The organism is Blautia sp. AM23-13AC (assembly GCF_003435675.1).
Lineage (GTDB): Bacteria > Bacillota > Clostridia > Lachnospirales > Lachnospiraceae > Fusicatenibacter > Fusicatenibacter saccharivorans.
In genome coordinates this window covers 1-2,951 of record NZ_QTUL01000027.1, presented here as the reverse complement: position 1 = coordinate 2,951, position 2,951 = coordinate 1, and the positions used below count along the sequence as shown (strand labels likewise).

5 protein-coding genes are annotated in these 2,951 nt (G+C 44.1%); all 5 read right to left on the bottom strand.

The features are described from left to right. Window positions 1–200: DUF3847 domain-containing protein (locus tag DW642_RS15580; RefSeq protein ID WP_117511018.1), on the bottom strand; the 200-nt coding region annotated here is incomplete at its 3' end. A 127-nt stretch (window positions 201–327) separates the two neighbouring features. Beyond that, window positions 328–852 carry a hypothetical protein gene (locus DW642_RS15575; RefSeq protein WP_015516227.1) on the bottom strand — a complete coding sequence of 175 codons (525 nt, stop codon included), beginning with the start codon at window positions 850–852 and terminating at the stop codon, window positions 328–330. 300 nt (window positions 853–1,152) lie between these two features. Then, window positions 1,153–1,983 (bottom strand): TraX family protein, encoded by an 831-nt coding sequence (locus DW642_RS15570; RefSeq protein ID WP_025483373.1) that lies wholly within the window; start codon window positions 1,981–1,983, stop codon window positions 1,153–1,155. 135 nt (window positions 1,984–2,118) lie between these two features. Further along, on the bottom strand, window positions 2,119–2,463 hold the full coding sequence (locus DW642_RS15565; RefSeq protein ID WP_117511016.1) for a TnpV protein: 345 nt from the start codon (window positions 2,461–2,463) through the stop codon (window positions 2,119–2,121). Beyond that, window positions 2,460–2,951: DUF4368 domain-containing protein (locus DW642_RS15560; protein WP_117511014.1), on the bottom strand; the 492-nt coding region annotated here is incomplete at its 5' end. The genes DW642_RS15560 and DW642_RS15565, both read right to left, overlap by 4 nt.

Below are 2,951 nucleotides of genomic sequence, written 5' to 3'. Positions count from 1 at the left end.
AGATCTTTGACCTCCGGGGCAAGGCTCTCAATCGTGCCGCCCAGATTGCAAAGGCGATGGGTGCGCTTTTGTCTCTCGCCTTTCTCCAGATACTTCTTTCTGTTCTCCAGACGCTCCAGCTTGTGCTGTTCCTGTGCAAGCTGTGTCTCGACCTGTTCCTTTTCGGCTCGGAGCTGTTCAAGGTTTTTCGGTTTTGCCATTTTTCGTGACCTCCTTTTTTGAAAATGGGGATAAAAAAAGACCGTCAACTTTTCGCAGATTGCGACCAGTCAACGGTCAGTTTTTCGGTATTCAGTTGTTGTGTTCAGTTCGGTAAATTGAAGTTGGTCAAAGTTGTTGGCGAAGATATTCCACAACATTTCCATTCGTATCATAGAAACAGATGTTTCCTACATTGAGGGGCAGGACAATGGCGAAAGGCTTGCCACTATCAATATCAATCACCTGAATGCCGTTGCCATCATCTACTTCAAGTCGAACAATATTTTGGGTATTCATTGAGATAAATGCCCTTTCGTTATTTCCCTCAACAACAAACTCTGCAATGTAATCATCAACCTCAACTATATCTCCACCACCACGGAAGAAATATCCAAAAGACAAGCCAGGGCGATTTACATAGACAGAAAAAGTGTGGTCTGTCTTGTCCTGTGGGTAAGAAATAAATGCAGCCATTGTGTCGGAAATGCTTCCATCAACAATCCAATCATCCAAAATTTTTTGAGATTGGCGAATGTCTGCTTCTAAACTGTTTGCGGTTTTACCAATGTCATTGTTTGCATAAAGGAAACCGAAAACCAACACACAAGCCAAAATAACACCCAAGAGGATTATGGGTAATTTCTTTTTCATAGAATCACACTCCTTTATCAAATTAAGATTCTTGATTTTCAAACTTGCTGGCGGCGAACGGTTTGTCAAAACCGTTTGCGGACGGCAAGTCCACAGGGGATAGCCGCTTTAGCGGCGCAAGGGGGTGTAGCCACCTTGACGGAACGAAGTGACGCAACATTCTCGGTCATGCAGTTTTCTTCTGCTGACGGAGAATGAAGCTCCGCAGGACGCACTACTCTCGACAGAGAGTATAGAAGTGCGCCCTTTAGTTCCTAAAGGGGTTTGCTCCGGCTTAATTTCTCGACAAACTGCAATTAGTCATTTCAGTAAGTATTTTCCGAGTCCTATCTGAATCAAATATAGGACAAGGATATGTGCTGGATAAAAAACATAGAAGAAGTATTTTAGCTTCAGTTTACCACGCTTTCCGTTGTATAGCAGAATAAGCAAGCAGGCAAGAAGCGTACATAAAGGCGGTTGATTCCCCGTTGTCCCCATGTAAGCCAAAAGGAACAGCAACACTTGATAGATTCGGTGATTACGGCAAATATAAAATGCTGATATGAATAAGATCCCCTGCATACCGTAGTCACAATGGATTCCTTCCGCAATGCCGGAAAAAAGCACTACACTGAGAACTTGCAGGACTGCTGATTTTATTCTATCCACCGGTAGGTCTGATTTACACGAAAATCTTTCAAGGCATACCAATGTCAATAAGCCTAAAAACAAGGTGAAAAATACATTTTGATACTTCAAGTAAAACGGAAATGTATCTTCCATTCGTGAATACGCACTAAAGAAACCTATGTCAAATGGAACTTCCGAAATAAGGGCAAATGCAAGCATCAACCCAATATAGCGTTTTTTACTTCTTGTGTGTTGGAATCCTTCTGCCAGCAAAAAACAGAATAGCGGAAAAGCAATCGTCCCAATGCTTTGCAAATCAAACCGTATGAAATAATCTATCTCTCGGAATCTCTCCCACGACATTTGCCCGTTATCTGCCATAGCCCCCCAGTAGTTTGATAGCAGCCATTGCAGCACAATTTTACATAGATGGTCAATAAGCATTGTCAGTACAGCAATAACCTTTAGCGAATTTCCTGAGAGAAATTGAATGCGATTTATTTTCCTATCAAGGCTCATAAAGCAACCTCCTACCAACTTCCAATTCTACGATTTTTCGCATTCAAATTATACCATAAAACTCGTGAACAATTCTATCGCAACTTTGGAATATATGAGAAAAGTCCGAACAGTTTTCTGCCCGGACTTCCTCACTCAATCATAAATCAATTCTGCTTTCACAATCTCCTCTGCCTGTGCCTTGCAAGCGTTCATCTGCCGCACCCATTCCATTTGATTATCGGCTTTCAGTTGCTCAGTCACACCGTTTTGCTCTGCCAGTGACCGCACGATCAGCTCCATGCGGTTTCGTGCCGCTTCGTCAATCTCGGCACAATGTTCAAAGAGCTTGTCGGATAGCACCAGTTCATTGAACAGTATCGGGCGGTGCATTTTCAGATACGCCTTGCGAAGTCTGCCGTAGTGTCCGATGGGCTTGGTCTTGCGGATAACGATGTTCGGGATAAGATAATCGCCGTTCTGTGTGTAAGTGATATTCATGCTGATTGTACTCCTTTCATTGGCTCTCTCTGCGGTAAGCTGCTGACAGGGACGAACACGCCCTTTGCAATGTCCTCTGCACGAATGGCGGCTTTCTTGGCTTCGATTTCTGCCTTTTTCCGCTCCTTGATTTTATCCTCGTATCGCTTCTGCGCTCCGCTGGCTTTACGCTTCAAGTAGTTCTGATGAAGTCTGTCCTTGCGTTCCTCTCGCTTGCGGATTTCTTCTAATTCCTCCGGGGTCAGCTCCACTTCTCCAAACGCCGGGGGAACGAAACGCCCAACAAAATTGAAGTAAATCTCAACCTCCTGTGTGGTCTGTATACTGCCCTTGCGGTCACGCTCATGCACAAGGATTTTCTCGATAAACTCGTTGAGCATGGCAATGGTCAGCTTGTCGAAGTTCTCATATTTGTCAATCAGAGCGATAAAACGGTCAGCGTCCTTTTCGTGCTTCTCATAGCTCTTGACAGCCTTTTCCAGAACAGA